Source organism: Streptomyces sp. (genome assembly GCF_050698815.1).
Lineage (GTDB): Bacteria > Actinomycetota > Actinomycetes > Streptomycetales > Streptomycetaceae > Streptomyces.
On record NZ_JBOHCV010000311.1, the window covers coordinates 1 to 6,737 of the forward strand.

5 protein-coding genes are annotated in these 6,737 nt (G+C 72.5%); 2 read left to right on the forward strand and 3 right to left on the reverse strand.

Annotated elements, in window-relative coordinates; all coding sequences use genetic code 11:
* The 3 genes from ACRDP3_RS11315 to ACRDP3_RS11325 form a co-directional block, all read right to left on the reverse strand.
* Positions 1–1,031: coenzyme F420-0:L-glutamate ligase (locus tag ACRDP3_RS11315; RefSeq protein WP_431516759.1), on the reverse strand; the 1,031-nt coding region annotated here is incomplete at its 3' end.
* 17 nt (positions 1,032–1,048) lie between these two features.
* Complete coding sequence (gene cofD / locus ACRDP3_RS11320) at positions 1,049–2,041, reverse strand: 2-phospho-L-lactate transferase (RefSeq protein ID WP_431516755.1); 993 nt, start codon at positions 2,039–2,041, stop codon at positions 1,049–1,051.
* 12 nt (positions 2,042–2,053) lie between these two features.
* The gene (locus ACRDP3_RS11325; protein ID WP_431516756.1) at positions 2,054–2,620 is read right to left on the reverse strand and encodes a cysteine dioxygenase; all 567 of its coding nucleotides are present in this window, start codon (positions 2,618–2,620) and stop codon (positions 2,054–2,056) included.
* 647 nt (positions 2,621–3,267) lie between these two features.
* On the opposite strand from ACRDP3_RS11325, the gene ACRDP3_RS11330 reads away from it, so the two are divergent.
* Entirely contained in the window at positions 3,268–3,531 is a 264-nt protein-coding gene (locus ACRDP3_RS11330; RefSeq protein WP_431516757.1) for a WhiB family transcriptional regulator, read from the forward strand.
* Positions 3,532–3,724: 193 nt separating this feature from the next.
* On the forward strand, positions 3,725–6,737 hold a 3,013-nt coding region (locus ACRDP3_RS11335), incomplete at its 3' end, for a glycosyltransferase family 2 protein (RefSeq protein ID WP_431516758.1).

Here is a 6,737-nt window from a genome sequence, read left to right on the forward strand (position 1 = left end):
ACGTCGCCGCGCCGGATCCGCTTGGCGATGCTCTGCTCGCTCTTGCCGTCCGCGCGCAGGTCCGCGATCCACTGTTCGCGCATCGCGTCGAGCAGCCGAAGCCGCGACTCCGCCGACTCCAGCAGTACGAAGCGCCAGGGCGTCGTGTGGTGCGGGGCGGGCGCCGTCACAGCCGCCCCGACGGCGCGGCGGACCGACCCGCCGTCCACGGGCTCTTCGGTGAACTCGCGCACGGTGCGGCGCAGGGTGACCGCCTCCCGTACCGCCTCCGAGGTGCCGAGCCGGAACATGTCCTGCGCGGCATCCCGCACCAGTGCCCGCGCGGAGGCGGCCGTCCCCGGGCGCTCCAGCACATGGTGCGGCAGCCCGCGCAGCACGGCGACCGGCAGCCCGTCCGCCTTGCCCTTGACCAGCTCGCCGGCCGCCGCGAGTTCGTCTCCCACGGCGGTGACGGTCACCTCGAGCGGGTTGCCGAACGTGTCGACGCCGCCCCGCAGATCCTCCAGCATCCGCACACCCGAAGCCCCGATCGCGACATCCGTCTGGCCTTCGCGCCAGGGCCGTCCGAAGGTGTCCGTGACGACCACCCCGACGTCGACGCCGAGCGCGTCCCGTACGCCCTCACGCACCCGCCGGGCCGAGGCGTCCGGGTCCTCGGGGAGCAACAGCACGGTCCCCTTGGGGGTGTTCGAGGAGTCCACTCCCGCCGCCGCCATCACGAAGCCGTGCCGGCTCTCCACGATCCGTGCGGGCCCGCGCCGCGCGACCACCCGCACCGTCTCCGCGTCGATCGCCGCCGCGCGGTCGTCGGCCTGTACGACCCGCCCCTCGGCCTTGCTCACGATCTTCGAGGTGACGATCAGCACGTCACCGTCGGCGAGTGGGGAGGACGTCTCCGCTCCGTTCCCGGTCGCGGCGTCCACGATGAGCTTGGCCAGGTCGTCACCCGTCCGCACCTCGGGGATGCCGGGCAGCGCCCACACCTGATACGAGGGCCGCGCCCGGCCGTTCACGCCGTTCACGCCGGGCATGCCCGTGCTTCCCGTCGTCACGCCCGTACCTCCTCGGCCAGGGCGAGCGCTTCGCGCGCCATCGTGGCTGTGGTCTCCGTGTCGGTCATCATCAGCGGCACGGCGCGGCAGCGGATTCCTGCGTCCTCCACAGCCTGGGCCGAACCGGCGTCCACCGAGTCGACCAGCCAGCCGTCCAGCAGCCCGGAGCCGTAGTGCCGGGCGACCGCGGCGGCCGTGGACTCGACGCCCACCGCCGAGAGGACCTTGTCCGCCATGCCGTGCACGGGTGCGTCCCCGACGATCGGTGAGAGCCCGACCACCGGGACGCCGGCGTCGGCGATGGCCTCCCTGATCCCCGGTACGGCCAGGATCGTGCCCACGCTCACCACGGGGTTGGAGGGCGGGAAGAGGATGACGTCGGCCTCCGCGATCGCCTCCAGCACGCCGGGCGCGGGCTTGGCGGCGTCGGCGCCCACGGGTACCACCGCGTGCGCGTCCACGGAGGCGCGCAGCCGCACCCAGTACTCCTGGAAGTGCACCGCCTTGCGGCTCTCGCCGTCGTTGCCCGGTGCGGCGCCCTCGAGGTCGGCCGTGTCGATCAGCACATGGGTCTCGACCCGGTCGTCCGTCATGGGCAGCAGCCGCACTCCGGGCTGCCAGCGTGCGCACAGGGCTTCGGTGACGGCGCTGAGCGAGTAGCCGGCGCCCATCATCTGCGTACGGACGATATGGGTGGCGAAGTCGCGGTCGCCCAGCCCGAACCACTCGGGCCCCACGCCGTACGCCGCCAGCTCCTCCTTCACCGCGAAGGACTCGCCGGCCCGTCCCCAGCCCTGCTCCTCGTGGATGCCGCCGCCCAGGGTGTACATCACGGTGTCGAGGTCGGGGCAGACCTTCAGCCCGAAGAGGTGAATGTCGTCACCGGTGTTGCCGATGACGGTGACTTCCGCGTCGGGCGCGGCCGACTTCAGCCCGCGCAGGAAGCGGGCACCACCGATGCCCCCGGCCAGAACCACGATCCGCTGCATGCGGACAGTGTGTCAGCCGCCGGCCGTGCCGACTGCGGCGCAGGTGGCGGCGGGCCCTGCGGAGCTGTGTGGGGGTCCCGCCCACGCGGAGCTGTGGGGGAGGGGGTACCGCCCACGCGGAGCTGTGGAGGACATCGGCATCTCGGTCAGCCCGGGGAAGTAGACGTGCAGGCTGACGGCAGGCGCCAGGCCGTTGTTGACGACTTCGTGCGCATACCCGGGCGCGAAAGCCCGCTGCGCGCCCGGGACCAGCCGGCGGTGGGCACCGCCGGTGTGCTCGGTCAGTTCGCCGTCCAGGACGGTGAGCACGCCGGAGGAGGGTCCGTGGTCGTGGTGCCCGCTGCCCTGGCCCGGCAGCCAGCTGAGCAGCCACACCTCGTATCCGGGTCCGGTACGCAGCCGGTGGTACCAGCGGGTGGTCGGGTCGTAGCGCACGAGCGGTGCCCAGCCGGGGCGGTCGGCGGCGATCGTGCGGGCGAGCCCCGCGAAGCCCGCGACGGTGGCGGGGTGTGCGGGGACGGGCGGCATGAGGTGGGGGAGAGCGAGCGGGTCGCCCGCGATCTCGACGTCGCTGTTCACGTCAGTGGGTGCTTTCGCGCTGGAGGGGACCCGGAGCGAGGTGGTCCGGGCGGGGTCGGCCTGTTGGGTGTGCCTCAACAGCAGCGACAGCGACAGCAGCAGTGACCGAGGTCGATACGAGCAGCCGTGTCAGCGCGGGCAGCGCTGAGGAGCCGGCCGGGGGCGGCCGAACGGGACTCGGAAATCACTGGCATGTGGTCAAGGAGACCCAGTCACCCGTACCACTGTCAACCTGATGTCGCGTTTGGGGTCAATGATTCACCTCATACGGTTGCGGTGCTCCCTGAAAGGTTTGTGCTGCCGTCCCTGCGGACAAATGGCGCAACACCCGTGCACGCAAACCCCGTTGCGCATCTGTGACCGGATCGTGATCCAGGTTGTCCGGTGGGTGGCGGAAAAAGTGCCGGGTGGTGTGTGCGGCTTCTTCCGGGAAGGCGCGAAGGATGATCACCGAGGGTGCCGGGCGTGGTGCTTACCGCTATCAACACGTGCGATCGCCCTTGGTTCCGCAGAGTGAATAACGGGCTCAATAGCAGATCTCGGCTTGACTGGTGCGGATCGGCACACTTGTAATTTCACAGTGTCGTTCAGTCGGGATCGATCACGACGGCATCACGGGGACGCAAAGACGGACGAGGGGCGCACATATGGCCGAGCTGTTCCAGGAAGTGCTGGTCGAAGAGGCGGACGAGGAGCTTGGCTGGCAGGAACGCGCGCTGTGCGCCCAGACCGACCCCGAGTCGTTCTTCCCCGAGAAGGGCGGTTCCACCCGAGAGGCGAAGAAGGTCTGCCTCGCCTGCGAGGTTCGTTCCGAATGTCTTGAATACGCCCTCGCGAACGACGAGCGTTTCGGTATCTGGGGCGGCCTGTCGGAGCGTGAGCGGCGACGCCTGAAGAAGGCCGCGGTCTGAGCGACTGCCGGGTGGCGGACCCGGGACAGGACGCCGCTGGTTGTACGGACCTGACGGGCCCCGCGCACTGAGCCGTTAGTGTGTGGCCCGTCCACGGTGCGCGACCCCCTCTGCGGGGCGAGTGTGCCCACGCAGTCCGTCGCAGCGTCCTCGGGGGTCACTCCCCGTACCCCCGGGAGGGGCCCGCACCCCGATGTCCGTGCACAGCCGAACGGCGGCCCAGTACGAGGCGGCCACACCTGACTTCCCCCGGCACGTCGTCACCGCCGTGCTCGTCTCCCACGACGGCGCGAGGTGGTTGCCCGAGGCGCTCTCGGGCCTCCTCGCCCAGGAGCGCCCGGTGCAGGACGTCATCGCCGCCGACACCGGCAGCGCCGACGATTCCGCCCGGCTGCTCGCCGAGACGCTGGGCCCCGACCGGGTCCTGCACATGGCCCGGCGTACGGGATTCGGCACCGCTGTCGACGAGGCCGCCCGTACCGCGCGGGTCCCCACCCCGGACGACCTCCCGTATCTGAAGCGGCCCAGCGGCTGGGACCCGGTCACCCGCAGCTGGCGTGACGATGCCTACGACATGCCGGAACTGCCGCACGGTGAACCGGTGCAGTGGCTGTGGCTGCTGCACGACGACTGCGCGCCGGAACCGGACGCGCTTGCACGGCTGTTGCGGATCGTCGACGCCGATCCGTCGGCCACCATCGTGGGACCCAAACTGCGCAGCTGGTACGACGGCAGGCAACTGCTGGAGACCGGCGTCTCGATCGCCAACAGCGGTCGCCGCTGGACCGGGGTGGAGCGGCGCGAGCACGACCAGGGCCAGCACGATCAGGTACGGCCGGTGCTGTCCGTGTCCACCGCCGGCATGCTCATCCGGCGGGACGTCTTCGAGCAGCTGGGCGGCTTCGACCGCCGGCTCCCGCTGATGCGGGACGACGTCGACCTGTGCTGGCGCGCGCATGCGGCGGGGCACCGTGTGCTGATCGTGCCGGACGCGGTGCTGCGGCACGCGGAGGCCGCCTCGCGCGAACGCCGGCCCGTGGACTGCGTGGGCCGCGCCGCCCGGGGCGGCGCCAGCCCGCACCGCGTCGACAAGGCGGGCGCCGTCTACACCCTGCTCGCCAACGTGCCCGCCTCGAAGCTTCCCTGGGTGATGCTGCGCCTGGTGGTGGGCACCCTGCTGCGGACGCTCGCCTACCTCGTGGGGAAAGTGCCCGGCCAGGCCCTGGACGAGGTGACCGGTCTGACCGGGACGCTCCTGCGGCCCGGGCGGATTCTGGCCGCGCGGCACAGGCGCGGCAAGCCGGTCGTCCCCTACAGCGACCTGCGGGATCTCTTCCCGCCGCGCGGTGCGACCCTGCGGGTCACCGCCGAGCAGATCGCCAGCAACTTCGGTGGCCGGTCGGAGCCCGAGCTGTCCTCGGCCGGACGGCACGGTGCCGCGGAGACCGGACCCGGCGACGACGACGCGGACTTCCTGGAGGTCGAACAGTTCGCGCGGCTGAAGCAGGTCGCCGGCAAGCCGGGACCGGTGCTCTTCGCGGTCCTGCTCGTGGTCTCCCTGATCGCCTGCCGTGCGCTGCTGGGCAGCGGGGCGCTCGCGGGCGGAGCGCTGCTGCCCGCGCCCGCCGACGTGTCCGACCTCTGGGGCCGCTACCTCGACGGCTGGCACCCGGTCGGCATCGGCGGCACCCAGAACGCGCCGCCGTACCTGGCGATCGTCGCCCTGGTCGCCACGGTCTGCTTCGGCAGTACGGGCTTCGCGCTCACGCTGCTGCTGGTGTGCTCCGTGCCGCTGGCCGGGCTCACCGTGTACTTCACCTCCCGCCCGCTGGTCGAGTCCCGGTTGCTGCGTGCCTGGGTGAGCGTCGCCTACGCCTTCCTGCCCGCGGCGACGGGCGCACTGGCGGGCGGTCGGATCGGCACCGCGGTACTGGCGATCACGCTGCCGCTGCTGGCGCGTGTAGCGGTCGCGGTGAGCGGACTGCGGGGCAAACGGAGTTGGCGCGCCGCGTGGGCGTACGGACTGCTGCTGACCCTGACGACCGCCTTCACGCCCGTCGTGTGGCTGATCGCACTGACGCTGGCCGTCGTGCTGCTCGTCCTGCGCTGGCGGGGACACGTCGGGCCGGCGTCCGGCGCCCCGGACGACACGCAGGGGGGGACGGCCGCCCGGAGCATCGTCGCCCTGGTGACGCCGATGGTGCTGCTGGCTCCCTGGTCGCTGTCGTTGCTGACGAGCCCCGCGGGCTTCTTCCGTGAAGCCGGGCTGCCGTACGGAGCGGGCGCGGCCTCCGCGCTCGACCTGCTGACCCTGACGCCGGGCGGTCCGGGCGCCACGGGCGGGCTGCTGCTGACCGGTGTCGTACTGGCGGCTCTCGCCGCACTGCTGCGCGGGGAGCGGCAGTTGGCCATCCGCGCGGCCTGGGTCGTGGCGCTGACCGGGCTGCTGTTCGCGGCACTCGCCAACGCGTCGGCCTGGGCCGGGCCCGCCACCCTCGTCTACGGCCTCGCGCTGATGTGCGCCGCCGCCATGGGCGCGGAGGGAGCGAAGGAACGGGTCGCCGAACAGAGCTTCGGCTGGAAACAGCCCGCCGCGGCACTCGTCGCCGCCGCCGCGGTCGCCGCTCCGCTCGTCGCCGCCGTGGGCTGGATGGCGGGCGGTGCGGACGACCCGCTGTCGCGGCGCGATCCCGTGCAGGTGCCCGCGTTCGTCGCGGAGGAGAGCAAGACCCGCGACCAAGCGCGCACTTTGGTGCTGTCCGGAAGCGCCGACGGCGCTTCCCGGGTGCCCTCGGACGTCTCCTATTCGCTGGTGCGCGGTTCCGGGGCGAGGCTGGGCGACGGCGACCTGGCGGCCACGGGAGGCGACGACACCCGGCTCGGCCGGGTGGTCGCCCACCTCGTCGCGGGTTCCGGAGCCGACCAGACCAGTCAGCTCGGCGGCTACGCGGTGCGCTACGTGCTCGTACGGGACGGGGCGCCACGGCAGATGAGCCGGGTGCTGGACGCGACGCCGGGACTGACCAGGCTCAGCCAGGAGGACGGCAGCGCGCTGTGGCGCGTGGACCGCCAGGTCTCCCGCGTCAGCGTGCTGCCCGGCGGTACGGAGAGCGGGGCGGACGGCGACGAGCGGGCGCCGGTCGCGGTCGCGGCCGGCCCGGTGGAGGCGCACACGCAACTGCGCCCGGGACCCGACGGGCGGGTGC